General features: G+C 63.9%; 23 protein-coding genes. 5 read left to right on the top strand and 18 right to left on the bottom strand.

The genetic code is table 11. The features are described 5' to 3' along the window. Window positions 1–109: 109 nt before the first annotated feature. The 9 genes from hpaA to ACJ8HN_RS15075 all read right to left on the bottom strand — a co-directional run bounded on the left by hpaA (window position 110) and on the right by ACJ8HN_RS15075 (window position 8,498). A complete protein-coding gene (gene hpaA, locus ACJ8HN_RS15115) occupies window positions 110–1,006 on the bottom strand; it encodes a 4-hydroxyphenylacetate catabolism regulatory protein HpaA (RefSeq protein WP_033636987.1) in 897 nt (298 codons plus the stop codon). A 34-nt stretch (window positions 1,007–1,040) separates the two neighbouring features. Beyond that, window positions 1,041–2,411, bottom strand: coding sequence for a 4-hydroxyphenylacetate permease (hpaX, locus tag ACJ8HN_RS15110; protein WP_033636986.1), 1,371 nt, complete (start codon window positions 2,409–2,411; stop codon window positions 1,041–1,043). 3 nt (window positions 2,412–2,414) lie between these two features. After that, window positions 2,415–3,209, bottom strand: coding sequence for a 4-hydroxy-2-oxoheptanedioate aldolase (gene hpaI, locus ACJ8HN_RS15105; protein WP_033636985.1), 795 nt, complete (start codon window positions 3,207–3,209; stop codon window positions 2,415–2,417). 78 nt (window positions 3,210–3,287) lie between these two features. After that, a complete protein-coding gene (gene hpaH / locus ACJ8HN_RS15100) occupies window positions 3,288–4,091 on the bottom strand; it encodes a 2-oxo-hept-4-ene-1,7-dioate hydratase (RefSeq protein WP_039567496.1) in 804 nt (267 codons plus the stop codon). Between the two features lie 14 nt (window positions 4,092–4,105). Further along, complete coding sequence (locus ACJ8HN_RS15095; RefSeq protein WP_442523658.1) at window positions 4,106–4,492, bottom strand: 5-carboxymethyl-2-hydroxymuconate Delta-isomerase; 387 nt, start codon at window positions 4,490–4,492, stop codon at window positions 4,106–4,108. A gap of 50 nt (window positions 4,493–4,542) precedes the next feature. After that, window positions 4,543–5,616, bottom strand: coding sequence for a 3,4-dihydroxyphenylacetate 2,3-dioxygenase (gene hpaD, locus ACJ8HN_RS15090; protein WP_442523657.1), 1,074 nt, complete (start codon window positions 5,614–5,616; stop codon window positions 4,543–4,545). Between the two features lie 37 nt (window positions 5,617–5,653). Then, window positions 5,654–7,108 (bottom strand): 5-carboxymethyl-2-hydroxymuconate semialdehyde dehydrogenase, encoded by a 1,455-nt coding sequence (gene hpaE / locus ACJ8HN_RS15085; RefSeq protein WP_033636981.1) that lies wholly within the window; start codon window positions 7,106–7,108, stop codon window positions 5,654–5,656. After that, window positions 7,105–7,869 (bottom strand): fumarylacetoacetate hydrolase family protein, encoded by a 765-nt coding sequence (locus ACJ8HN_RS15080; protein ID WP_033648528.1) that lies wholly within the window; start codon window positions 7,867–7,869, stop codon window positions 7,105–7,107. The genes hpaE and ACJ8HN_RS15080 overlap by 4 nt, the downstream gene beginning before the upstream one ends. Continuing rightward, on the bottom strand, window positions 7,866–8,498 hold the full coding sequence (locus ACJ8HN_RS15075) for a fumarylacetoacetate hydrolase family protein (RefSeq protein WP_033636979.1): 633 nt from the start codon (window positions 8,496–8,498) through the stop codon (window positions 7,866–7,868). Before ACJ8HN_RS15075 ends, ACJ8HN_RS15080 begins: the two co-directional genes overlap by 4 nt. Before the next feature lie 327 nt (window positions 8,499–8,825). Here ACJ8HN_RS15075 and hpaR point away from each other — a divergent pair, with 327 nt between their 5' ends. Then, complete coding sequence (gene hpaR / locus ACJ8HN_RS15070; RefSeq protein WP_033648530.1) at window positions 8,826–9,278, top strand: homoprotocatechuate degradation operon regulator HpaR; 453 nt, start codon at window positions 8,826–8,828, stop codon at window positions 9,276–9,278. A 56-nt stretch (window positions 9,279–9,334) separates the two neighbouring features. Here hpaR and ACJ8HN_RS15065 read toward each other — a convergent pair whose 3' ends face one another. From ACJ8HN_RS15065 to ACJ8HN_RS15035, 7 genes are all read right to left on the bottom strand, one after another. After that, window positions 9,335–10,126, bottom strand: a complete 792-nt coding sequence (locus tag ACJ8HN_RS15065) for an SDR family oxidoreductase (RefSeq protein WP_442523656.1) — start codon at window positions 10,124–10,126, stop codon at window positions 9,335–9,337. Window positions 10,127–10,130: 4 nt separating this feature from the next. Next, window positions 10,131–10,928 carry a molybdenum cofactor biosynthesis F family protein gene (locus tag ACJ8HN_RS15060; protein WP_442523655.1) on the bottom strand — a complete coding sequence of 266 codons (798 nt, stop codon included), beginning with the start codon at window positions 10,926–10,928 and terminating at the stop codon, window positions 10,131–10,133. Window positions 10,929–10,939: 11 nt separating this feature from the next. Next, window positions 10,940–11,722: an SDR family NAD(P)-dependent oxidoreductase gene (locus tag ACJ8HN_RS15055; protein ID WP_442523654.1), complete on the bottom strand. Its 783-nt coding sequence runs from the start codon at window positions 11,720–11,722 to the stop codon at window positions 10,940–10,942. After that, on the bottom strand, window positions 11,715–12,305 hold the full coding sequence (locus ACJ8HN_RS15050; protein ID WP_442523653.1) for a DUF3156 family protein: 591 nt from the start codon (window positions 12,303–12,305) through the stop codon (window positions 11,715–11,717). Before ACJ8HN_RS15050 ends, ACJ8HN_RS15055 begins: the two co-directional genes overlap by 8 nt. After that, window positions 12,280–13,773 (bottom strand): APC family permease, encoded by a 1,494-nt coding sequence (locus tag ACJ8HN_RS15045; RefSeq protein ID WP_442523652.1) that lies wholly within the window; start codon window positions 13,771–13,773, stop codon window positions 12,280–12,282. Before ACJ8HN_RS15045 ends, ACJ8HN_RS15050 begins: the two co-directional genes overlap by 26 nt. A 129-nt stretch (window positions 13,774–13,902) precedes the next feature. Beyond that, a complete protein-coding gene (locus ACJ8HN_RS15040; RefSeq protein WP_442523651.1) occupies window positions 13,903–15,087 on the bottom strand; it encodes an anaerobic sulfatase maturase in 1,185 nt (394 codons plus the stop codon). After that, window positions 15,084–16,796 carry a sulfatase-like hydrolase/transferase gene (locus tag ACJ8HN_RS15035; RefSeq protein WP_197831366.1) on the bottom strand — a complete coding sequence of 571 codons (1,713 nt, stop codon included), beginning with the start codon at window positions 16,794–16,796 and terminating at the stop codon, window positions 15,084–15,086. Before ACJ8HN_RS15035 ends, ACJ8HN_RS15040 begins: the two co-directional genes overlap by 4 nt. A gap of 482 nt (window positions 16,797–17,278) precedes the next feature. Here ACJ8HN_RS15035 and ACJ8HN_RS15030 point away from each other — a divergent pair, with 482 nt between their 5' ends. From ACJ8HN_RS15030 to ACJ8HN_RS15015, 4 genes are all read left to right on the top strand, one after another. Further along, window positions 17,279–17,926: a helix-turn-helix transcriptional regulator gene (locus ACJ8HN_RS15030; protein ID WP_033636963.1), complete on the top strand. Its 648-nt coding sequence runs from the start codon at window positions 17,279–17,281 to the stop codon at window positions 17,924–17,926. A 140-nt stretch (window positions 17,927–18,066) separates the two neighbouring features. After that, window positions 18,067–19,254, top strand: coding sequence for an MFS transporter (locus ACJ8HN_RS15025; RefSeq protein ID WP_060422573.1), 1,188 nt, complete (start codon window positions 18,067–18,069; stop codon window positions 19,252–19,254). After that, window positions 19,251–20,363, top strand: coding sequence for a class II histone deacetylase (locus tag ACJ8HN_RS15020; RefSeq protein ID WP_442523650.1), 1,113 nt, complete (start codon window positions 19,251–19,253; stop codon window positions 20,361–20,363). Before ACJ8HN_RS15025 ends, ACJ8HN_RS15020 begins: the two co-directional genes overlap by 4 nt. Before the next feature lie 94 nt (window positions 20,364–20,457). Next, the gene (locus ACJ8HN_RS15015; protein WP_049212480.1) at window positions 20,458–21,264 is read left to right on the top strand and encodes an alpha/beta hydrolase; all 807 of its coding nucleotides are present in this window, start codon (window positions 20,458–20,460) and stop codon (window positions 21,262–21,264) included. Window positions 21,265–21,303: 39 nt separating this feature from the next. Here the strand turns inward: ACJ8HN_RS15015 and ACJ8HN_RS15010 are convergent, their stop codons facing one another. Then, window positions 21,304–21,669: a cupin domain-containing protein gene (locus ACJ8HN_RS15010; RefSeq protein WP_442523649.1), complete on the bottom strand. Its 366-nt coding sequence runs from the start codon at window positions 21,667–21,669 to the stop codon at window positions 21,304–21,306. An 18-nt stretch (window positions 21,670–21,687) separates the two neighbouring features. Continuing rightward, a complete protein-coding gene (locus tag ACJ8HN_RS15005) occupies window positions 21,688–22,989 on the bottom strand; it encodes an NAD(P)/FAD-dependent oxidoreductase (protein WP_049194537.1) in 1,302 nt (433 codons plus the stop codon). Window positions 22,990–23,185: the final 196 nt, after the last annotated feature.

Below are 23,185 nucleotides of genomic sequence, written 5' to 3'. Positions count from 1 at the left end.
TGGTTGCTTAATTGAAGCTGCCAAAGCCGGTTTCGAGAAGAGACTTTTGCGGCAATCGCCGGTACTTTTCAGGTCAGTTTGCCGCTTTCGCGGCAAACTGTGATCGCGGTTACGAAAGGGCGTGTTGCGCCGCGCGGTAGGTCGAGGGGGAACAGCCTTCCAGCCGATTGAAAAAACGGGCGAAATAGGCCGGATCCTTGAAGCCGAGGCTGTAGGCGGTTTCATGCACCGTGCAGGCGCTGAACAACAGCATGCGTTTGGCCTCGCGCAGCAGCCGATCGAAGATCAGCCGCTTGGGCGGCCGGTTGGCGAAGCGCCGGCACAGGTCGTTGAGCCGCGATTCGGTCACTCCCAGCGCCTGCGCATACTCCGGCACCGGCAGGTGCTCGCGAAAACGCTCGTCCACCATCTTGTTGAACCGCTGAAACAGCTGCAGTTCGCCGCGCACGCCGCTGTTGGCGTTGTCTTCCAGCGCGGTGTTGCGCAGCAGCAGCGTGAACACCGCCTGCGCCAGCAGCGCCAGCGTCTGTTCGCGCCCGGCCAGGTTCTGGCCGAACTCGCGGCGGATCAGCGCCCAGTAGTGGCTGAGCGCCGTCAGCTCCTGCGGCGCATCGGCCAGCGACAGGCAGATGCCCGGCATGTCCAGCGCCAGGTTGCTGCCGGGATACAGGCGCTCCAGCAGCGGCCAAATCAGCTCCTGGCGCACCGTCAGCACGTGGCCGTCGCTGTCCGGTTCGGTGAAGAACGCATGCGGCACCGACGGAGGCGTAAGGATGAACAGCGGCGCCTGCACCGAATAGTGCTGATCGTCGAGCTGCAGCTCTATCTTGCCGGTTTCCAGGAAATGCACCTGAAAGAAGCAGTCGTGCCAGTGCACCTGCATGTCGCGGCCGAAGAATGCCGCCAGCCCGGCGAAGGTTTCGTAGTGCACCTCGTCGGCGGCGTAGCGCGCGTCATACTCTTTGCAAATATCGATGTTGGCGATAAAGCCGGTACTTTTCCGCACCTCATGACCTCCTGCAATCATGCCCACTTGCGCATCAAGGCGTCGCCCTCGGGCGCGAATCCTTCATCGGGATGCGCCACACCAGCACGGCGCCGACGATCAGCAGCGCCGAGACGAAATACAGCCCGGAGTTGAAGCTGCCGGTCAGATCCTTGAACCAGCCGATCAACAGCGGGCTGAGCGCCGATCCGATATTGCCGGTGGCGTTGATCACCGCGATCCCCACCGCGCGCGCTTCCAGGCTGATCGACTGATCCGGCGTGGTCCAGAAGATCGCCATGGCGGTAAAGGAGCCGACCGAGGCCATCACGATCCCCAGCAGCTGGATCAGGCTGTGATCGGTGGCGGACGCCAGCAGCCAGCCGGCGGCGGCGAACAGGTATGGCAGCGCGGTGTGATGCTTGCGCTCCTGCAGCCTGTCGGATCGTTTGCTCCACCACACCATGCCGGCGATGGTGCAGATCTGCGGGATCGCCGCCAGAATGCCGATCGTCACGTTGCTGCTGCCCTGGTTGAAGCTTTGCAGGATCTGCGGCGTCCAGATGTTGATCGCGCTCAGGGTGTTGGTCAGGCAGAAATAGGCCAGCGTGTACATCAGCACGATCGGCGTGAAAATCTCGCGCCACAGGCTGCGTTGCTGCAGCGCGCGGTGGCTGCTCGGCCCGTTGGGCTGCACCAGCTGCAGCTTGTCGGCCTCCATCATCGCCTGCAGGCTGGATTTTTCCTCGTCGGTCAGCCACTTGGCCTTGGCCGGCGTATCGTCGAGGTAAAACCACACCACCACGCCCAGCAGCACCGACGGAATGCCTTCCAGCAGAAACAGCCACTGCCAGCCCTTCAGGTTCATCACCCCATCCAGCGCCAGGATATAGCCGGAGACCAGCGAGCCGATCGCCATGGTCACCGGCATGGCGATCATGAACAAGGCGTTGGCGCGGGCGCGGTAGAACGCCGGGAACCAGTAGGTGAGGTACACCAGAATGCCCGGCAGGAAACCGGCCTCGGTGATGCCGACGATCATGCGCAGCACGTACAGGCTGGTCGGTCCGGTGGCGAACATGGTGCAGGTGGAGGCGATGCCCCACAGCACCATGATGGTGGCGATCCAGCGCCGCGCGCCGACCCGGCTCAGCATCATGTTGCTCGGAATGCCGAAGATCACGTAGGTGACATAGAACAACGTCGCCGCCAGCCCGAACATGGTCGAGCTGAGGCCGAGATCTTTGCCCATCGTCAGCCCGGCGAAGCCGATGTTGATACGGTCGAGGAAAGAGAAAACAAACAACACGAACAGGAAAATGATCAGGCGCCGAAACAACTTTTTAATCACCGATTGCTCGGCGGCGGTTAACGCTTTATGTTGCTGCGCCGGGTTGGCCGGCGGCAGCGAATCGACGTGGTTCATGGTTCAGTAAACTCCCGATGAAGGCGCTTGCACCCCGCCCTGTTTGAACTCGTCAGCCAGGGCTTCCGCCGCCCGCGCCAGCAGGGTGGTGTCCACCCCCACCGCGACGAACAGCGCGCCGGCTTCCAGATAGCGCTGCGCCAGTGCCTTGTTGGCCATCAAAATGCCGGGCGCCTTGCCGGCGGCGCGGATGCGCGCAATCGCGTCGTCGATGGTGCGCTGCACCTCCGGGTGCTGCGGATTGCCGGCGAAGCCCATATCGGCGCTGAGATCCGCCGGGCCGATAAACACGCCGTCCACCCCTTCCACCTGCAAAATGGCGTCGAGGTTTTTCACCGCTTCGCGGGTTTCAATCTGCACCAGCACGCACATCTGCTCGTCGGCCTGCTGCAGGTAATCGGGCACCCGGTTCCAGCGCGAAGCGCGCGCCAGGGCGCTGCCGACGCCGCGCACGCCGTGCGGCGGATAGCGCGTGGCACGCACCGCATCGCGCGCCTGTTCGGCGTTTTGAATCATCGGGATAAGCAAGGTTTGCGCGCCGACGTCCAGCAGTTGCTTGATGATCACCGCGTCGTTCCACGGCGGCCGCACCACCGGCCGGCTCGGGTAAGGCGCGACCGCCTGCAGCTGCCCCAGCACCGTCTGCACGTTGTTGGGCGCATGTTCGCCGTCGATCAGCAGCCAGTCGAAACCGGCGCCGGCCAGCAGCTCGGCGCTGTAGCTGCTGCACAGCCCGAGCCACAGCCCGATCTGCGGGCGTTTTTCCTGCAGCGCACGCTTGAAGTGGTTGGTTAACATCGCATTCTCCCTGACAAGCGGGCGTAGCGCATGGCCCCCCGCCCGGTTTATTGCGGCCCGGTTCGCCGAGCCTGCTTATTAGACAAAGCGGCAGCTGATGCAGCCCATCGGGCCGTAGTCGACGTGGAAGGTGTCGCCGCGCCGCGCCGGCACCGGCCGGGTGAAGGAGCCGCCGAGGATCACCTGCCCCGCTTCCAGCTCCACCTCATACGGCGCCAGCTTGTTGGCCAGCCAGGCCACACCGTTGGCCGGGTGGTTGAGCACCGCCGCCGCCACGCCGGACTCTTCAATCACGCCGTTGCGGTACAGCAGCGCGGCTATCCAGCGCAGGTCCAGCGCATCCGGCTTGATCGGCCGCCCGCCCATTACCACCCCGGCGTTGGCGGCGTTGTCGGAGATGGTGTCGAACACCTTGCGCGGCCGCTGCGTCTCGGGATCGACGTTGTGGCTGCGCGCGTCGATGATCTCCAGCGCCGGAATGACGTAGTCGGTGGCGTTGTAGACGTCGAACAGCGTGCAGTTCGGCCCGCGCAGCGGCTTGGCCAGCACGAACGCCAGCTCCACCTCCACCCGCGGCACGATAAAGCGATCGATCGGAATGTCGCTGCCGTCATTGAAGAACATGTCGTCCAGCAGCGCGCCGTAGTCCGGCTCGGTGATCTGCGAGCTCACCTGCATGGCGCGCGAGGTCAGGCCGATCTTGTGGCCCTTGAGCTTGCGCCCCTCGGCGATCTTCAGCTCCACCCACTGCCGCTGAATGGCGTAGGCGTCCTCGATGGTGATCTCGGGATGATCGAGCGACAGCGCGCGGATCTGTTCACGACTCTTTTCCGCCTGATGCAGGCGCTGTACGGCGCGGTTAACCTGCTCTTTATCCAGCATTTACGACCCCTTATTCACGCCTTGTTGAACAGCGCGTGGACATTGTTCTGTTTGTAATTCAGCACCGGATCCAGCTCTTCCATAGTGAAAGAGAGCGCCAGGTAACGCTGCGCCATCAGCGCGGCGAAGTGTTCCTTGATCAGCGCAAACAGCATCTCGCCCACCTGCTGCCGGCTTTCCAGGCTGCGGCCGTGGCCGATCTTCAGCGTCATGTGCACGAAGGCGTAGTCCTGCTTGCCGTCGGCCATCTGCCAGGTGTCGAGCCAGATGGCGCGGCTGCGTACGCCGGACAGCGGAAAGATGCCGGTCGCCGCCAGCGCCTCGTTGACCTTGGCGAACAGGGTGGGCAAATCCGCCTCGCGGCGGATGTTGTCGGTACATTCAGCGTAAAAATGGGGCATAGCGTTCTCCAGACGGCGCATAGGCGCGGGCGCGGCCCGCGCAGCGGCATTTACAGCGTATTGCCAAGTTTGAAACCTTTTTCCGTATCGCCCTCACGGGTGTAGGAAAAACCGTCTGCGCCGATGGTGACGGCCATTTCGCTGGGCGCGCTGCGTTCGATGACCGGCTGCGGCTGCCCATCGAGATCCAGCACCAGCGATCCTTCGGTATACCAGCTCGGCACCACCGGATTGCCCCACCAGTCGCGGCGCTGGTTGTCATGCACGTCCCAGGTCACGGTCGGGTTGTCCGGATCGCCGGTGTAGTAATCCTGCGTGTAGATCTCCACGCGGTGGCCATCGGGATCGCGCAGGTAGAGGTAGAACGCGTTGGAGACGCCGTGACGGCCGGGGCCGCGTTCGATCAAATCGGATTTGCGCAGCGCGCCAAGCTTGTCGCAGATGGCCAAAATATTGTGCTTTTCATGGGTGGCGAAGGCGATGTGATGCATGCGCGGCCCGGCGCCGCCGGTCATCGCGGTATCGTGCACCGTCGCCTTACGGCGCATCCAGGCGGCGTAAACCACGCCGTCTTCATCGCGGATGTCTTCCGTTACGCGGAAGCCCAGCCCCTGGATGTATTCCACGGCGCGCGGCACGTCAGGGGTGATTTGGTTAAAGTGATCGAGGCGCACCAGCGCGCCCGGCGTATACAGATCGTAGCGCCAGGCCAGACGCTCGACGTGCTGCACGTCGTAGAAAAACTCATACGGGAAGCCGAGCGGATCCTCGACCCGCACCGCATCGCCGATGCCTTTGGCGAACCCGTTCACCCGCCGCTCGGTGTGGCAGCCAAGCGCCTTGAAATACGCTTCGGCGCGATCGACGTCTTCCGGCGTGCGCACGCGGAAAGCAAACGCCGCAACGGCGGCGACCGGGCCTTCGCGCAGCACCAGGTTATGGTGAATGAACTCCTCCATCGAACGCAGGTAGAGGGTTTTGTCATCCTCGGCGGTCACGACCAGGCCGAGGATATCGACGTAAAATTCGCGTGCGGCTTTAAGGTTCGTGACCTGAATTTCCATGTAGGCACAGCGCACGACGTCGGGAGCAGGGACAGCATTAGTGGTAAGTTTTGTCGTCATTGTTCTCATCTCTTTCGTTATTATTGTGGCCCGAGGCTTAGACGCCCCATTTCGGGATCGGGTGGTCGCCCATGGAAATGCACACGTTCTTCATTTCGGCGAACACTTCGAAGCTGTATTCGCCGCCTTCGCGGCCGGTGCCGGAGGCTTTCACGCCGCCGAACGGTTGGCGCAGATCGCGTACGTTTTGGGTGTTGACGAAAACCATGCCCGCTTCGATACCGCGGGCCAGGCGCAGAACCTTGCTCACATCCTGCGTCCAGATGTACGACGCCAGGCCGTATTCCACGTCGTTGGCCATACGCAGGCCGTCTTCTTCCGACTTGAACGGCAGCAGGCAGGCCACCGGCCCGAAGATCTCTTCCTGCGCCACGCGCATCCGGTTGTCGACATCCGCCAGCACCGTCGGGCGCAGGAAGTTGCCGTGGCTCAAACCGGCCGGTTTGTCCGGGCCGCCGGCCAACAGGGTCGCCCCTTCTTCCACCCCGAGGCGGATATAGCCGGAGACTTTTTCCCAGTGCTGCGGGCTGATCAGCGCCCCCACCTGGGTGTTGGGATCTTGCGGATCGCCCACGCGCAGACGGTTGGCGCGCTCGGCGAAGCGTTTGACGAATTCCGGGTAGATGCTCTCCTGAATGAAGATGCGCGAACCGGCGGTGCAGCGCTCGCCGTTGATCGAGAAGATGGTGAACAGCGCGGCGTCGAGCGCCCGCTCGATGTCGGCGTCTTCAAAGATCAGCACCGGCGACTTGCCGCCCAGTTCCATGGAGAATTTCTTCAGCCCGGCGCTTTCGATGATGCGGCGGCCGGTGGCGGTTCCGCCGGTGAAGGAGACCGCGCGCACGTCTTTATGGCGCACCAATGCGTCGCCGGCGGTGGCGCCGTAGCCCTGCACCACGTTCAGCACCCCGGCCGGAATGCCGGCCTCCAGCGCCAGCTCGCCCAGGCGATCGGCGGTCAGCGGCGACAGTTCGGACATCTTCAGCACCGCGGTGTTGCCCAGCGCCAGGCAAGGCGCGGTTTTCCAGGTGGCGGTCATGAACGGCACGTTCCACGGCGACACCAGCGCGCATACCCCCACCGGCTGCACCAGCGTGTAGTTGAGCATCTTGTCGTCCACCGGGTAGGTCTTGCCGTTCATCTGCTGGCACACCTCGGCGAAGAACTCGAAGTTGTGCGAAGCGCGCGGGATCAGCACGTTTTTGGTCTGGTGGATCGGCAGGCCGGTGTCGGCGGTTTCCAGTTCGGCGATCTGCGGCACGTTCTGGTCGATCAGCTCGCCCAGGCGGCGCATCAGGCGCGCGCGCTCTTTCATCGGCGTATTCGCCCACTTGGGGAACGCCTCTTTCGCCGCCGCCACCGCCTGGTCTATCTCCAGCTGGCCGCCGGAGGCCACTTCCGCCAGCACCTCGCCGTTCGCCGGGTTGGTGGTGGTGAAATACTCTTTGCTGGCGACGTTCTTGCCGTTGATCCAATGGTTGATGGTTTTCATCGCAGGCTCTCCTCGTAATCTTTTTCACTGATAATGTGGTTAACCAGACGGCCGATGCCCTCGATCTCCACCACCACTTCGTCGCCCGGCTGCACGTCGGCCAGCCCTTTCGGCGTGCCGGTGGCGATCATGTCGCCCGGCTGCAGCGTCATGAATTCACTCAGGTAGGCGACCAGGAACGGAATGTCGAAAATCATGTCGGCGGTGCTGCCGCGCTGGCGCAGCTCGCCGTTGACGTAGGTGCTGAGCGCCAGCCGGTGCGGATCGGCGACGTCGTCGCGATCGACGATGTACGGCCCGATCGGCGTCAGGGTGTCGCGGCTCTTCACCCGCAGATTCGGCCGGTAGTAGTTCTCCAGGTAATCGCGGATGGCGTAGTCGTTGCACAGGGTGTAACCCGCCACGTACTCCATGGCGTGCTCGCGGCTGACGTTGCGCGCGGTCTTGCCGATCACCGCCACCAGCTCGGCTTCGTAATGCATGTACTCCACGCCGGCCGGGCGCACCGACACCTGGCGGTGCCCGGTCAGGGTGTTCGGCGCCTTGAGGAACACCAGCGGTTCCTCCGGCGCCTTGAATTCCAGCTCGCTGGCGTGGTCGGCATAGTTCAGCCCGAGGGCGAACACCGTGCCCTGCGCCGGCGGCAGCCATTCCACTTCGCGCTCCTGCAGCACCTCGCCGTTCGGCAGCGTGACGCGCAGCTGGTCGTCCACCTGGACGTTGACGGCCTGGCCATGATGGCGAATACGGGCATGTTTCATGATGCGGCTCCTGCTTGGGTGACGCGGTTGGTCAGCGTGGGCAGGCCGGCGGCGCGCACCGTCACCTCATCCCCCGGTTTGATCTCCACCCGCTGGTGCGGGGTGCCGATCAGCACCGCATCGCCCGGCTGCAGGGTGATAAAGTCGCTGATGGCGGCGATCAGCTCCGGCACCGAGCGCACCAGATCGGCGGTGGACCAGCGATCCTGCTCCACGCCGTTGATCTCGGTGACGATCTCCAGCCGATCGGCAGCCTCCAGCTGGCCGATCTCCCCCAGCGGGCAGAACCCGTCGCGGCATTTGGCCTTGATTGCCGGGCGATAGAAGCTGCTTTCCGGCAGGCTGACGTCGTTGGCCAACGCGTAGCCGGCCAGATAACGGCTCACCTGCTCAACCGGCACCTTGCGCGCGGTATCGCCGATGATCACCGCCAGCGTGCCGCCGCTCTGCACGGTTTCACCGGCCGGAAACGGGATCGCCCCGCCGTTGGCGAGGTGGGTGTTGCGCGGTTTGATAAACCACACCGGGGTTTTGGGCGGGGTCTGATACGGTGGCTGGTGAAACGCCTGATCCCAGGCGTCCAGTTGGCTGCGGTGGTTCAGCGCAACGGAAAATACGGTGCCTTTCATGCGAACTCCTCCAATGGCAAAACATGACAACCGGCATTCATTAATATATTAATGATTACTTTTATACGCTGTGCAGCTTTTACGCAACGCGCTTGGAGTGATTTGTGATCGTGATAACAAAATATTCACAAATAACGAACATTAGCGTGATTATTCAACGTATTAATCATTTTTCTCGCCATTTTTCGCTGCGGCACGCATTTTTGCTTTATCCCTACGGGTAACTTTGGCTACTATTAAGTTATTAACAAAATCGGGCTTTGCGGGGCGGGCGCCCCCATAACGAGCGCCGTAACAACGAACACCTTGATAGCTAAGGCCAAACTTATGCATGAATCGTTAACCATCGCCCTGCTGCAGGCGCGTGAAACCGCCATGGGGTTCTTCCGCCCGATCCTAAAAAGCCACAATTTGACCGAACAGCAGTGGCGCATCATCCGCGTGCTGGCCAACAGCCGCTCGATCGAATTCCACGAGCTGGCGGCGGAAACCTGCATCCTGCGCCCCAGCCTGACCGGCATTCTGTCGCGCATGGAACGTGACAAGCTGATCTTCCGCCTTAAGCCGGTTAACGATCAGCGCAAGCTGTACGTGTCGCTGACCCAGCAGGGCCAGGATCTGTATGAAGTGGCGCGCCACCAGGTGGAACAGGGCTACGCCGAGATTGAAGCCGCTTTCTCACGGCAGAAAATGGACCAGCTGATGACGCTGCTGGACGAGCTGATCACCCTGGGCGACAGCCTGCCCGCCAACGTCACCGCGCATCCCACTAAGAAGTGATTTAACCAACCGGAATTCTCAAATTAATTGGCGTTGCAGCAAACAACGCTGCAGCGTCAAGTAAGCAGAGAATTCGTTTCCGGCAACAGCGCGCCGCCGTCCACCACCAGCGTCTGGCCGGTGATGTAGGCCGCCGCCGGCGAGGCGAGAAACACCATCGCCGCGGCGATGTCTTCCGGTTCCCCCAGCCGCCCGAGCGGCACCGAGGCGGCGATCGCCTGATTCACCTGCGCGTCGCCCAGGTTGGCCATCGCCGGCGTGCGGATCATCCCCGGCTCCACGCCGTTGACGCGAATTTTCTCCGCCGCCAGCTCCAGCGCCGCCGCGCGAATAAACCCGTTCACCCCGGCCTTGGAGGCAGCGTAGTGCGCCAGCCCCGGGTAGGCCACCCGCGGGCCGGTCACCGACGAAGTCACCAGAAGGCAGCCGCCGCCCCGGCGGCGCATCCACGGCAGCGCCGCCTGCGCCAGAAAGAACGGCGCCATCAGATTGACGCTCAGCGTGCGTTGCAGCAGGGCCGCGTCGATAGCGGCGAACGGCGTCAGCGGAAAGTAAGCGGCGTTGTGGATCACCACGTCCAGCCGTTGATGCCGCTCGCCCACCGCCGTCACCAGCTCGGCGATCTGCCCCGGTTCGGCCAGATCGCAGACCAGCGCCTGCACGCTCAGCCCTTCGTCCCGCAGCGCCTGCGCCGCCGCCTGCGCCTGCGGCAACTGCACGTCCGCGATCGTCACCTCGGCGCCCAGGCGGGCAAAGGCGCTGACGATCGCCAGCCCAATGCCCTGCGCGCCGCCGGTCACCAGCACCGCCTGCCCCGCGAAGGCGTCGGCCGCATAGGTTGCGCTCATCGCCCTATCCTCGCGGGTGGCGCGTGGTGTTCAGCACCTGCGCATGGGCGCCGACCGCAAAGTTGCTCAGCGCGCTGAAATCGCTGCCCTGATAACCGAGGATCTTGCCGTCGGTGCGCATGCCCTGCAGATCGATCACCACCACGCCCAGCGTCGGGATGATCTTCTCGCGCCAGACGAACAGATAAAGCTGCTCCGCCACCTTCACGTAGTGGCAGCGATCGACGTCCGCCAGCCCTTTCTCCACCCCGTCCAGACACTGCCAGGCGTAGAAGTTATCGTTCAGGTAGATGTGCTCGTACCGCTCGGTCGGGCTGTAGGTGTACATATTGCGCATGCCGATCAGCTCATCGGTAAAGCCCGGCGGCGCCACGTCGGCGTCATCCAGCGTGCCGAAGCGGAACTCGGCCTCGACCGCGGTCAGCGGCAGCCCCTGTTCCACCCGGCTGAAGGCATCGAGCCGCGCCTGCGCTTCGTCCGGCAGTTGGCCGTATACCGCAGTGAAGTTGCCCTGATTGCGGTCGCATACCAGCGTAATGCTGGCGTTGGCGCGGGCGGGATCGAGAAAATCGATAAACAGCACGCCGGGGCGAATGCTGGTGGCGCGATAGGCGACGCCGCGCCGTTCGCCCCACTCCAGCGTCTGCTCGTCGGTAAACCGGCAGCGCTGCGTCGCGCCGTCGCTAAAGCGCAGCGTCAGCGTGCTGCCCGCCAGCCCGTGCTGCCGTTCCAGCGTATTGCTGTGCGGCGCAAAGCCTTCCGCCAGCGCGCCAACCTGAATGAATACCGCTTCTGAACTCATGGAAATGCTCCTTACAGGGAAGTGAAAGCCAGGGTCGGCACGTCAACGATGGTGGAGCCGCCGTCGGCCACCAGCGCCGCGCCGGTAATGATTGAAGCTTCGCTGGAACACAGGAAACGGCAGACGCGGGCGATCTCCTCGGCGCTGGCTGGGCGGCGCAGCGGCACGTCGCGGCAGACCATCTGGTAAGCCTGCTCCAGCGAAATCTGATGGGCGTCCATCAGCAGTTGCATCTCTTCGTCCGCCATCGGCGTGGTCACCCAGCCCGGGCACACCGCGTTGGCGCGCACGCCCAGCGGGCCATAGTCGCGGGCGATGGAGCGCATCAGCCCGATCAGCGCGTGCTTGGCGGTGACGTAGCCGCAGACCTCCGGCCCGGCGGCCAGCGAGGCGATCGAGGCCACGAACAGCAGGTTGCCGCCGCTTTTAATCAGCTCCGGCAGGCAGGCGCGCGCGCTGGCGAAGGCGCTGTTGAGGTTGCTGTCCATCGCCCCTTGCCACTGCGCGTCGGTCATCTCGGTGATGCGCTTGAAGCCCATGCCGCCGGCGCTGCCGATCAGGCAGTCGATACGCCCGGCGTCGCGCAGAATGGCCGGCAGCAGCGCGTGGTTCCAGCTCTCGCCGCTGGCGGCATCGCCCACCAGCGCCTGCGCGCCGATCTCTTGCGCCAGCGCCACCAGCGGTTCCGGGCGGCGGCCGATGATGAACACCCGATCGCCCTGCGCCGCCAGCAGACGGGCGCAGGCGGCGCCGACGCCGGTGCCGCCGCCGGTAATCACAACCACTCTATTCATGATTCAGCTTCTCCATCAGTTGGCCGATCATCAGCAGGCTGCTCAACAGCAGCCGCCGCTGTTCGGCATCCAGCCGCAAATAGCGGCGGCCGGCCGGCAAACGGCTGACCACCTCCGACGCGGCAAAATGCTCGATATCCACCTGCCAGCGCCCGTCTTTCACCGTCAGCCGCACGCGGCGAAAATCCAGCTGCGCCAGCGTCTCGCCGATCTGCGGGTAGCGCTGCAGGCCGTCCAGCACCCGCTGCGCGGCCGCGTGGCGCTGGCGCAGCAGATAACGCACCCCGCGCCGCCGCAGCCAGCCGCCGGTCACCACCTCCAGCGTCAGCGGGGGCTGCGCCGCGCACGCGCCCTGCAACCGAAAGCGGTGGCTGACGATATGCGCCATAAACAGCCCCTGGACCTGTTCGCCGATCTCGATCTGCGGCCCCTGCGGCAGCGTCAGCCGCAGCAGGCCCGGTGCCAGGCGTTCGCACGCGTAGGGTTCCAGGTTGCGCGCCAGACGATCCAGCGCGGCGCCCGGCCGATAGCCCGACGGCGCTCGCCGCCAGGCGCGATTAAGTGAGGGAAGTAAGCCGATCAAACTGCGCCTCCTCGTTTTCACCTTTGGCGAACGCGTTCTCCAGCACCTGCTCGACCGGCACCGGCTTGAACGGATTCACTTTCTGCACGCACAGCGTCCAGAACAGCGCATAGGCGGCGGTCAGGCCGATCATCCAGCCGAAGGGAATATAGATGTCGCTCGGGTTCATTCCCGGCGGCGTGATGTAAACGATGGCCAACACGATGCCGACGCTGGAAACGATCTGCGGCAGCGGGAACCACGGCGATTTATAGGCGCGCGGCAGATCGGGGCGGCGTAAGCGCAGGATCACCACCGAGCAGGTCACCAGCAGGTAGGCCACGCCCCAGGCGCACACCGCCGCCAGCACCAGCGGAATGATCCTGTCGAGGTTGCCCTGAATGGCGAAGGCGTGTACGCAGGGGATCAACACCGCCACCAGAATGCCGACCACCGGCGTCTTAAAACGCGGGTGCAGATAGGCGAATATGCGCGGCAGCGCGCCGTCCAGCGCCATACCGTACAGAATGCGCGGCACCGCCGCCATCAGCGTGTTGATGGTCGCCGCGCCCGCCAACAGCAGGCCGACGCCGAGCCAGTATTTGCCGAACTGGCCCATTAACTGGCCGGCGAACGCCGGGATGGCCATCGGCGTTTCCAGCAGGCGCGTGCCGCTGGCGGCGTCGATCACCACGTTTTCCACCTGGTGGCTGAGCGCCGCGCCATACAGCGCCATGCACACCGCCACGCCACACAGCCCCAGCGCCATCGCGCGCGGGATCACCCGATCGCAGCGTTTGATCTCCGGTGCCATCGGCGTCACCAGCTCACAGCCGACGAACATGAACATCGCCATGCCGATCAGGCTGAATACCGCGAAGGGATCGTTCAGGCTCAGCGTGCTGCCGAACCAGCCCTCGAGCGGCACCGCATGCGGCGACAGCAGCCCGACGATGCCGAAAATCACCAGCGTGCTCCACATGGCAAAGGTCAGCACGATCTCCGCCTTGCCGAAGGCCTCGATGCCGAACGCGTTGAGCAGGCCGAACACGATGACCAGCCCGACGCCGACCATCCAGGAGGCGTTGTGGCTTTCCATCAGGGTGTTGAGGTGCTCGAAGTTCACCAGCGCCATGATGCCGGAGAGAATGGTCTCGGCGGTACCGGCGAAGATGTGCACGATCAGGTAGGCCGACAGCGCGCCGGTGATGGCGAAAAAGCGCCCCATGCCGCAGGAGATGTAGTCGTAAACCGAACCGGAGGTCGGCAGCAGCGCCGCCGCTTCGGAGAAGGTGGTGAGCTGCGCCTGCATCATGATGAAGGCGATCAGCATCGCCAGCGCGAAGGTGTCGCCGCCGATGCCGAAGCCGCTGGTGACCGTCAGGATCACCGGGCTGGCCATGATCACCCCAACCGAACTGGCCAGGGTGGTGGGAAAGCCGACCTTGCCTCGAGCCAGGTGGGCGTGCAACCGCGACGACAGGTTCATGGTTATTTCCTCTTATAGTTTTGGCCTGATGCATGCAGGTGCTTGCAGGTTTTTCACCGCCAGCGGCGGTCATCTCACTATAAAGAGGAAAGGAAAATGCTGACTATCGTCCTTAAGGACGAGACGGTTTCAACCTGCGGCCGTGCTCACGGCGGCGCGCCACTGCATCGCTCCCTGCGGGCTGCGCGGGTAGGCACGCAGCGGCGCCAGCAGCGCGGAAAAGAAGGCGTAATAGCCGGCACACAGCCGGTTGTAGCGATCTTCGCCCACATGCGCCGGGCAGCCGCCCTGGCAGACGCTTTTCACGCTGCAGCGTTGGCACTCGCGGCGCAGGCTTTTGTTTTTACCGAACGGCATCTCCGCCGCCCTTGCCGCCAGGGTGGCGAGCGGCGTGTGGCGATCGGCATGGCCGAGCAGGTGCTGCGCGTTGATCAGATGATCGCAGGCGTAAAGCCGCCCGTCCGGCTCCATCACCAGATTGCCGCCGCAGCGTTCGGCGTGTACGCAGCTGGGGCTGACGTGGGTGAAATACTGCGCGTAGACCTGCTCGATGTTCATTACGAAGACCTGGCCGACGTGCCCGCGGCTGCGCCAGCGGCGGTATACCGCCAGCATGAAGCGCCCCCAGTTGGCGGCGCTCAGCCCATAGCCGGCGGTGGGCGCATCCCCTTCCAGCATCAGCGGCTGGAACTGCAGATAGCGCGCCCCGATCGCCACCGCATGATCGTAGATCGCCTCGGCGCGATCCGCGACGCCGTCGTGCACCACCATCAGCAGGTTGAAATCGATCTGATGGCGCTGCAACAGCGCAATGCCGCGCAGCGCGGCGTCATAGCTGGCACCGCCGCGCTTGTCCGGCCGGTGGGCGTCCTGCACCTCGCGATCGCCGTCCAGGCTGACGCCGAGGATAAAGTGATGCTGCCGGAACAGCCGGCACCAGGCGTCGTTCAGCAGGGTACCGTTGGTCTGCAGGCTGTTGCTGATCCGCACGCCCGGCGGCGCGTAGCGGCGTTGCAACGCCAGCGCCCGCTTGTAAAAACCGATCCCCGCCAGCAGCGGCTCACCACCCTGCCAGACGAAGTTGATCTCGCGGCTGTAACGCGGCTGGGCGGCGATGTAGCCGCGGATAAATTCCGCCAGCAGGTCGTCGTCCATCTTGCGCGTCCGCTCCTGCTGGCTCTGCGGATAGTAGCAATAGCGGCAGCCCAGGTTGCAGCCGGCGCCGATCGGCTTCACCAACAGATGAAAAGGCGCCGCCGCGCGCGGTTCGCTCTCTACCGGGATCTGCTGCGCGCGCAGCTGGGCCAGGTTCATGGCGCCGCCTGCGGCAACGGTTTGTGGGTCAAAGGATCCAGGCCGATGTAGTCGCCGGTGCTGGCGTCGACGCCGAGGTAGTCGATCGCTGCGCCTTTGGCTTCAATGACCATGCCCTGCTGCGCAAAGCGGCGATACGCCTCGCTCAGCCGTTTGACTCGCTCCGGGTTGGCGGCGGCCAGATCGCGCGTTTCCAGCGGATCGTCATGCAGGTTGAACAGCCCCCACGGCGCCATCTGCGCCGTCTGCCCGGCCTTCACCAACCGCCGCAGCTTCCAGACGCCGTCCACATAGGCGGCCTGGTTATGCAGCTCCACGCCGTAGGTCGCGCGCGGCACGCGGTCAGCCTCGCCGCTGAAATAGCGTTTGAAGCTGACGCCGACCATCGGCAGCGTCGGTTTGGCCTTCAGCGGTTTGTTGGCGTCGATGCCGGCATAGTCATACAGCGTCGGGGCGATGTCATACACCGCCATCGGCGTGCGGTCGATGCCGCCGCGCCCCTTCAGCCGCGGCGCGGAGATGATGAAATCGGTATTGATGCCGCCCTGCGCGCTGGTGGTTTTGTGGTAATTGGCGTACGGCGCGTTGCTGACGTTGGCCCAGTGCGGCCCGTAGGAGATGAACGAGCCCTTGCGGCCGAGGTTGGCGTAGCTGTTGTCGAACTGCCGCCAATACTCCGGCTTCGAGCCGTAGTAGAAGCCGCTGGCGGGGTTGGCGCCGTTGTCGGTGGCGAACACGATCACCGTATTTTGGTCGCGGCCGGTCTGCTTGAGGGTGTTCAGCACCGCGCCGACCTGATCGTCCATGTAAGCGATCATCGCCGCATACACCTGCATGGTCTTGGCTTCATATTTTTGCTGCTCGGGCGTCAGCGCGTTCCAGGCCTTATCCAGCGCCAGCGTCGGCATCGGCGTGCGCTCGGAAATCAGCCCCAGCGCTTTCAGGCGCTGAATGCGCTGCTGATAGGCCTGCTGGTAACCGGCGTCGTATTTGCCGTCGAATTTGGCGATCCAGTCATCCGGCGCCTGCAATGGATCGTGCGGCGCGGTGAAGGCCAGATAGGCGAAGACGGGCTTATTTTGCGGCGTATCGCGGATCCACTGTGCCAGCTGATCGGCATAGGCCTTGCTGGAGTAGAAATCTTTGGGCAACGACACGCGTTTGCCGTTCAGGGTGTAGAAGGTGTGGAACGCCTCCACGGTGCCCAGCGGTTTCGCATCGTCGAAATGGCTGGTGCCGCCGCCCATAAAGGCGAAGGCGCGCTCGAAGCCGCGATCGGTCGGTTTGGCGCCGTCGACATAGCCCAGGTGCCATTTGCCCGCCATCATGGTGGCGTAACCCGCGTCGCGAAAACGCTCCGGCAGCGTGGTCACGCGGTCGGTCAGGCGCATTTCATAGCCCGGCTGCGCGGCGGTGCTCTCATACCACCACATGCCGCCCATGCCGGCCTGCTGATTGGTGTTGCCGGTCATCAGCATCGAGCGCGCCGGCGCCGACATCGGCGAGGTGTAGTACTGGCTCATGCGCACGCCCCGTTCGGCCAACGCCTGCAGGTTGGGCGTCGGTATCTCGCCGCCGAACGGGCTGATGTCGGAGTAGCCCATGTCGTCCACCAGAATGATCAGCACATTGGGGCGATCGGCGTCCGCCCCCTGCGCCAGGCCCGATAAGGCGCCGCTCAACGCCACCGCCAACGTTTTTTTCTGCATCGTTCGTTCCCCGTATGGTCATGCGGACTGAACAACCCGACGCCTCAGCCCGAGAAAGGTCATCATTTTTTCGTCTTATACGTTTGGCGCCGCCTGGCGCTATCTTCAATTCGCAGTGTAGGAAGCGGCGGAAAAGCCTGGCTATCGTTCTTAAGAACGAGGGACGACGGCGACGGCATCGGCTGTAGCACGCGCAGGGCGGCGAGGGCTTCGTCCGGGCAAACATTGAAAAGCGCTGTAAATTCAGCGGGAAAAGCGGTGAATTATTTCATTAACCTATTAATGAAAATCGCGATAAATCCGAACCGAAAAGCCCTGATTAACGCAGTGTCATCTTGTTATTTATGTGTTTTATTGCAATCGGCCTCACGTTGTTAATATGTTTTTATTGTGTTGCCAAATTGCTACAACTATGCTTGTATCGTTCATATATTGACCGCCAACCTTCTCCAGATTGAACGATAAAGGGAGGAACACGAATCATGCACAGCACAGCATCCGATGCCTTTATCAACAGTTGTTTGGCGACCATTACGCACCTGATCCCGGTGTCCGCCGGGGTGTTTTATCTGGTCGATCGCGACCTGCGGCCGGATCATTACATCCTGTATGGCATGCCCGATAAAACGCATCAGCAGTATCTGAACCACTTCCAACAGATAGACCCGCTGCAACCGGCCAATTTCCATCGCCAGGACATCACCATGGTCGGCATGAGCCCGGCGGCGATCGCCGGCAACCGCCGCTATTACCACGACTTTATGCTGCCGAACGACATGCGCGACATGACGGAGATCTTCATCCGCCAGCGCAAGCGCATCGTCGCCGGGGTATCGCTGATCCGCGATACGCCGTTTACCGAAGTGGAGCGCGGCCGCCTGCGCGCGGTGCTGCCGCTGATCGAGCTGGCGACGCGCGATCTGCTGCCCGACGGCGAGGCGCAGATGCTGACCGCCAAAGAGCAAGAGATCGTCAACCTGGTGCGCGAAGGCGCCAGCAATAAGCGCATCGCCCTGAAGCTGGGTATTTCGCTGTCCACGGTGAAAACCCATATGCGCAATATTTTCGCCAAAACCGACGTGGTGAACCGCACCGAGCTGGTCGCCGGCGGCTTTCTCGCCCACGGTTAACGCCCGATAACGGCCACCGCTGCCGGCGGCCGGAAAATAACGCCAAAACGTATTCGCCATTTATGGCGCGGCCTCCCCCTGCTCGCAATCGGGCCGGGCGGGATATTTCATCGTCACTCAACGCTTGGGGAATAAGGTTTATGTCCAGTGATTCGGTTTCCGCGCCCGCCGTCGGCGCGGCGCTCCCCTGCCCGCCGCGGCTGCTGACCGCCATTATCGTCTTCGCCGCCATCGCGCCGGGCATTCTGATGACCGCCCCCGCCGTGGCCGCCCAGCTCGCCGCGCAGTGGCAGCTCGGCCCGGCGCAGATCGGCCACCTGTTCTCCACCGAACTCGGCGCCATGAGCCTGGCCACGCTGCCGGCGTGGTGGTGGATCGGGCGCATCAACTGGCGGCGGGTCGCTACGCTGTCGGCGCTGGTGTTTATCGCCGGCAACCTGGCTTCGGCGCTGGCGCAGGATTTTACCCTGCTGCTGCCGCTGCGCTTTATCGCCTCGCTGGCGGGCGGCACCCTGATGATCCTCTGCATCACCTGCGCCGCCGGCACCGCCAATCCCAGCCGGGTCTATGCCTTCTGGGTGCTCGGCCAGCTGGTGCTGGGCGCGGTCGGGCTGCTGGTGCTGCCGCCGCTGTTCGCGCACTTCGGCCTGATGGCGGTCTACCTGATTCTGGCGGCCATCATGCTGTGCTGCCTGCCGCTCATCCCGGCGTTCCCCAACGGTTTCACCGCCGCCCGCGCCGCCCGCAGCGGCCCCGCCGCCTCGCTGGCGCGCAAGCTGTGCGCCGTGCTGGCGGTGCTGACCTTTTACATCAGCCTGAGCGCGGTCTGGACCTTTATCGGCGGCATCGCCGCCGGCGCCGGGCTGTCGCCGGCCCACAGCGGCCAGGTGCTGGCCGTCGCCACCTTGCTCGGCATCGTCGGCGCGGGGGCCGCGGCGCTGATCGGCGCGCGCTTCGGCGGCGGGCGCCCGATCGTACTGGGGTACGCCCTGCTGCTGGCCAGCGTGGCGCTGCTGACGGGCCAGCCCCTGCTGCTGCGCTTCGCCCTGGCGGCCCTGCTGTTTAAATTCACCTGGACCTTCGTGCTGCCGTTCATTCTGGCGCGCGTCGCCGGGTTGGATAACGACGGCAAGCTGATGAACGGCATCAACCTGGTGATCGGCGGCGGCATGGCCATCGGCCCGACGCTGGCCGGCTCTCTGATCGAATCTTCCGGCGGTTTCAACGCCTTGCTGTTCGGCGCGCTGGGCTGCGCGCTGCTGTCGCTGCTGTTGATTTCGCTGGCTTCACCGCGCGCACCGCGCCGTATAACAGGAGGAGAAAGGTGAAAAGAACAACCGGTTTCTTGTTTGATGAACGCTGTTTCTGGCACAGCACCGGCCTGCACGCCACCACCCTGCCGGTCGGCGGCTGGGTACAACCGCCCTCGGGCGCCGGCCACGCCGAGTCGCCGGAAACCAAACGGCGCATGAAGAACCTGATGGACGTGTCCGGCCTGTCGCGCCAGCTCACCCTGCTGAGCGCCGAACCGGCGACGGAAGAAGACCTGCTGCGCATTCACCCCGCCCACTACCTGCAGCGTTTCAAACAGGTGAGCGACAGCGGCGGCGGCCTGCTGGGGGAGGAAGCGCCGCTGGGGCCGGGCAGCTATGAAATCGCCAAACTCTCCGCCGGGCTGGCCTGCGCGGCGGTGGAGGCGGTGCTGCAGGGCGAGCTGGATAATGCCTATGCGCTGTCGCGCCCGCCGGGCCACCACTGCCTGCCGGATCAATCGATGGGTTTCTGCTTCCTGGCCAATATTCCGATCGCCATCGAGCGCGCCAAGGCCCGCTACGGCCTCGGCAAGGTGGCGGTGCTCGACTGGGACGTGCACCACGGCAACGGCACCCAGCACATCTATTGGCAGCGCGGCGACGTGCTGACGCTGTCGCTGCATCAGGACGGCTGCTTCCCGGCGGGCTATTCCGGCGAGCAGGATCGCGGTGAAGGCGCCGGGGCGGGCTGCAACGTTAATGTGCCGATGCTGGCCGGTGCCGGCGACGACGGCTACCTGCACGCCATGCGGCGCCTCATCATCCCGGCGCTGGAAAAATTCGAGCCGGAGCTGATCATCGTCGCCTGCGGCTACGATGCCAACGCCCTCGATCCGCTGGCGCGCATGCAGCTGCACAGCGACAGCTTCCGCGCCATGACCGCGCTGGTGCAGGACGCCGCCGACCGGCTGTGCGGCGGCAAGCTGGTGATGGTGCACGAAGGCGGCTACGCCGAATCCTACGTGCCGTTCTGCGGGCTGGCGGTGATGGAACAGCTGAGCGGCGTGCGCACTGAAGTGCAGGATCCGCTGCTGGCGTTCATCCAGCAACAACAGCCGCGCGACGCCTTCAACCGCTTCCAGCGCGAAGCGCTCGACGAACTGGCGCGCCAGTTCGGCCTGTAATCCCCTCTCTGCGGGCGCCGCACCCGGCGCCCCTGACAACTTCGTCGCCAGCCGCTACGCTGAAGAGCAACCCTACCACCATGAGAACAATAAGATGCCCGAACAAACCGTCAGCTTTATCAAAGGCCGTCACGGCGACATCGCCGTGCATGATTGGGGAAATGACCAGCCGCGCTATCTGGCGCTGCTGGTGCACGGCTACGGCGAGCATCTCGGCCGTTACCAATACGTGGCGCGCACGCTACAGGCGCAGGGCGCGCGGGTGTTTGGCCCCGACCATCTCGGCCACGGCCTGTCGCAGGGCGAACGCGTGCTGATCGAGGATTATGACGCCGTGGTCGACGACGTGCAGCGCGTGGTCAGCCATTTCCGGCAGCAATACCCCACCTTGCCGCTGGTGGTGATCGGCCACTCGATGGGCGGTATGATCGCTACCCGCTACGTGCAGCGCTATGGCGAGGAGGTGCGCGCGCTGGTGCTGTCCGGCCCGCTGCTTGGCGACAGAACGGCGATCTCCGATCTGGCCGAACTGCCGACGATCCCCGACGCGCCGCTGGATACCGCTACCCTGGCGCGCGATCCGGCGGTTGGCGCGGCGTATCAGGAAGATCCGCTGGTGTGGCACGGGCCGTTCAAGCGCCCCACCCTGCGCGCCATGCAGCGGATCCTCGCCGCCATCAACGCCGGGCCGGGCTTCGGCGCGCTGCCCACGCTGTGGATCCACGGCGACGACGATCGGCTGGTGCTGATGAGCGAAACGCAAACTGCGCTCGATCGTCTGCGCGGCGACGATTTCGAACGGATGATCAATGCGGGCGGGCGGCACGAGAGCTTTAACGAAACCAATAAGGATCGGATCCTCAAGCGGGTGACCGATTTTATTGCGCGGGCGTTAGGCTAAGGCGCTCCCCCTCAGCGGGCCGAGGGGGGCATGACGGCGTCAGCCCTCGACGATGGCGAGGTAGTGTTTGACGAAGCGATCCGAGGTGATGTCCCAGCGCACCGGGGTGCCTTTCTCGACGAACCAGGAATCGCCGGCCTGATACTGCACCGATTCGCCGGTGCGTTCGTTGGTCAGGGTCGCGCTGCCTTCCCACACCGTGGCGTGCTCGGCGAACGGATACTCCATCAGGAAGCTGCCGCGGGTGCAGCTGAACACGCCGCAGTTCAGGTTGTCGGTCGGCTCGCCGAAGATGCTGGCCACGCCGACGGTCGGCGTGCCGGCGATCACCGTGGCGCCCAGGTTGCTGACGCTGCCGATCTCCAGCAGTTCCGGCAGCGGTTGTTTAAGCAGTAACGGTTTCATGTCATTCTCCTCTGAGGGTTAACGGCGGCCTTTCCAGTAGCCGGATGTCTGGTGCCAAACCTTACCGGCGGTGGTCATCACCCGCCGCAGCTTGTCCTTGCCGAAGATGTTGACGTGCGGGATCGAGCTCATCAGATCGTAGCGATCGGATCCTTCACTCATGCCCTCCGCCAGCACCTTGCACACGATGTGGCTCGGCGTCACGCCGAAGCCGGAGTAGCCCTGCACGTAAAACACGTTGTCGCGATCCGGCAGCGTGCCGATCTGCGGGAACAGGTTGGCGCTGCAGCACAGCGGGCCACCCCAGGCCAGATCGATCTTCACGTCTTTCAGGTACGGGAACACCTTCAGCATCAGGTTGCGGTTCCAGGCCTTGAGATCCGACGGGAAATATTCGATCAGGCGGGTGGCGCTGCCGAACAGCAGCCGGTTTTCGTTGGTCACCCGGTAATAGTCGATCACCGGGCGGATGTCGCTGTAGGCGCCGCGGATCGGGCTGATCTGGCGGATCAGATCGTCAGACAGCGGCTCGGTGGCCAGCTGGAAGGCGTAGGTATTGATGGTCTTGCGATAAATCTGCGGCTCCATGCCGTTGAGGAAGCCGTTGCAGGCCCACAGCATCTTGTTGGCGCGCACCGAGCCCATGGCGGTGCGCACCGTGATGCGCGGCCCGTACTCCACGTTGAGCACGCTGCTGTTCTCGAAGATTTTCACCCCATAGCCGCTCAGCGCCTTGGCCTCGCCCAGCAGCAGGTTGAGCGAATGCACGTGGCCGCCGCCCATGTGTTTCAGCGCGCAGCTGTAAGCGTCGGAGCCCACCACCTGCTTCACCTCCGCCCCGGTATAGAGCTCAATCTCCTCCTGCGGCGCTACCGCCCTGAACTCCTTCAGCCAGCCGCGCAGGGTCTTCTCCTGGCGCGCGTTGCTGCCGAGATAGCCGTAGCCGAAGCAGAAGTCGGCGTCGATATCATATTTCTTGATGCGCTCGCGGATAATGCCGGCGCCGAGGTTGCTGATTTTGAAGATGGTTTCCAGCCCCGCCGGGCCAACGTGGCGCTTGATCTTCTCTAGATCGTGGCCGATGCCGGCCATCACCTGGCCGCCGTTGCGCCCAGTGCCGCCGTAACCCAGATAGCGGCCTTCGAGAATGGCGATGTTGGTGATGCCCTTCTCCGCCAGCTCCAGCGCGGTGTTGATGCCGGAGAAGCCGCCGCCGATGATCACCACGTCGACGTCCAGATCCTCTTCCAGCGTCGGGAAGCGCAGATCGTATTTTTTGGTCGCCGCGTAGTAGGTTAAGGACTCGATTTCGTTGTTCACTGCCGCACTCCCGATTGCCTATGCCATGACATCGGATTATCGGGAGGCGGCAGCCGTGCCGCTATGTCCCCTTAGGGACATTCGTCCCCTTCATCTTTCAAACTACAGCGTTGTTGGCTGCTGACGTTCACCCCAGTCACTTACCTAAGTAAGCTCCTGGGGACGCTCGTCCTGGCCGCCTAGCTGTAGCTTGAAA

The organism is Serratia sp. CY29653 (genome assembly GCF_052169255.1).
Classification (GTDB): domain Bacteria; phylum Pseudomonadota; class Gammaproteobacteria; order Enterobacterales; family Enterobacteriaceae; genus Serratia; species Serratia sarumanii.
This window is presented reverse-complemented; position numbering and strand designations above follow the sequence as displayed.

What these genes read in the sequence shown, in the direction of transcription:
- hpaI (WP_033636985.1), bottom strand. Translation starts at nt 3,209, where the DNA reads ATGTTAACCAACCACTTCAAGCGTGCGCTGCAGGAAAAACGCCCGCAG.
- ACJ8HN_RS15030 (WP_033636963.1), top strand. Translation starts at nt 17,279, where the DNA reads ATGCACAGCACAGCATCCGATGCCTTTATCAACAGTTGTTTGGCGACC.
- ACJ8HN_RS15080 (WP_033648528.1), bottom strand. Translation starts at nt 7,869, where the DNA reads ATGAAACATGCCCGTATTCGCCATCATGGCCAGGCCGTCAACGTCCAG.
- hpaH (WP_039567496.1), bottom strand. Translation starts at nt 4,091, where the DNA reads ATGCTGGATAAAGAGCAGGTTAACCGCGCCGTACAGCGCCTGCATCAG.
- ACJ8HN_RS15065 (WP_442523656.1), bottom strand. Translation starts at nt 10,126, where the DNA reads ATGAGCGCAACCTATGCGGCCGACGCCTTCGCGGGGCAGGCGGTGCTG.
- hpaX (WP_033636986.1), bottom strand. Translation starts at nt 2,411, where the DNA reads ATGAACCACGTCGATTCGCTGCCGCCGGCCAACCCGGCGCAGCAACAT.
- hpaD (WP_442523657.1), bottom strand. Translation starts at nt 5,616, where the DNA reads ATGACGACAAAACTTACCACTAATGCTGTCCCTGCTCCCGACGTCGTG.
- ACJ8HN_RS15055 (WP_442523654.1), bottom strand. Translation starts at nt 11,722, where the DNA reads ATGAATAGAGTGGTTGTGATTACCGGCGGCGGCACCGGCGTCGGCGCC.
- ACJ8HN_RS15095 (WP_442523658.1), bottom strand. Translation starts at nt 4,492, where the DNA reads ATGCCCCATTTTTACGCTGAATGTACCGACAACATCCGCCGCGAGGCG.
- ACJ8HN_RS15075 (WP_033636979.1), bottom strand. Translation starts at nt 8,498, where the DNA reads ATGAAAGGCACCGTATTTTCCGTTGCGCTGAACCACCGCAGCCAACTG.
- ACJ8HN_RS15060 (WP_442523655.1), bottom strand. Translation starts at nt 10,928, where the DNA reads ATGAGTTCAGAAGCGGTATTCATTCAGGTTGGCGCGCTGGCGGAAGGC.
- hpaE (WP_033636981.1), bottom strand. Translation starts at nt 7,108, where the DNA reads ATGAAAACCATCAACCATTGGATCAACGGCAAGAACGTCGCCAGCAAA.
- ACJ8HN_RS15015 (WP_049212480.1), top strand. Translation starts at nt 20,458, where the DNA reads ATGCCCGAACAAACCGTCAGCTTTATCAAAGGCCGTCACGGCGACATC.
- ACJ8HN_RS15025 (WP_060422573.1), top strand. Translation starts at nt 18,067, where the DNA reads ATGTCCAGTGATTCGGTTTCCGCGCCCGCCGTCGGCGCGGCGCTCCCC.
- ACJ8HN_RS15035 (WP_197831366.1), bottom strand. Translation starts at nt 16,796, where the DNA reads ATGCAGAAAAAAACGTTGGCGGTGGCGTTGAGCGGCGCCTTATCGGGC.
- ACJ8HN_RS15010 (WP_442523649.1), bottom strand. Translation starts at nt 21,669, where the DNA reads ATGAAACCGTTACTGCTTAAACAACCGCTGCCGGAACTGCTGGAGATC.
- hpaR (WP_033648530.1), top strand. Translation starts at nt 8,826, where the DNA reads ATGCATGAATCGTTAACCATCGCCCTGCTGCAGGCGCGTGAAACCGCC.
- ACJ8HN_RS15040 (WP_442523651.1), bottom strand. Translation starts at nt 15,087, where the DNA reads ATGAACCTGGCCCAGCTGCGCGCGCAGCAGATCCCGGTAGAGAGCGAA.
- ACJ8HN_RS15045 (WP_442523652.1), bottom strand. Translation starts at nt 13,773, where the DNA reads ATGAACCTGTCGTCGCGGTTGCACGCCCACCTGGCTCGAGGCAAGGTC.